Below are 263 nucleotides of genomic sequence, written 5' to 3' on the forward strand. Positions count from 1 at the left end.
GACCGGCTGTTGCCCGAATACGAGGACCTCATCTCGGCCGAGTTTCCCGATGCCCCCGTGTTCGCCCTGAAGGTGCCACGCGGCCTCGCGCTTCCCTTCTGGCGCCGCATGCAGGACCGCTTCGATGTCCGCGTTCTGAAGCTGACGCGCCGCGAGGACGATCAGTGCGGCTCCATCGCTCATGTCTGGCAAACATCGACCGACCCGGTGAAACGCGACGGCGGTGAACCTCTTATCCGTGCGCAGCTGTCGCTTTGGTCCGG

1 protein-coding gene is annotated in these 263 nt (G+C 65.0%); it reads left to right on the forward strand.

All coding sequences use genetic code 11. The features are described from left to right. A partial coding sequence (locus JT719_RS24840) for a hypothetical protein (RefSeq protein ID WP_207436459.1) occupies positions 1–263 on the forward strand: 263 nt, incomplete at both ends.

It is taken from the genome of Sabulibacter ruber, from assembly GCF_017355955.1.
GTDB lineage: Bacteria > Bacteroidota > Bacteroidia > Cytophagales > Hymenobacteraceae > Nibribacter > Nibribacter ruber_A.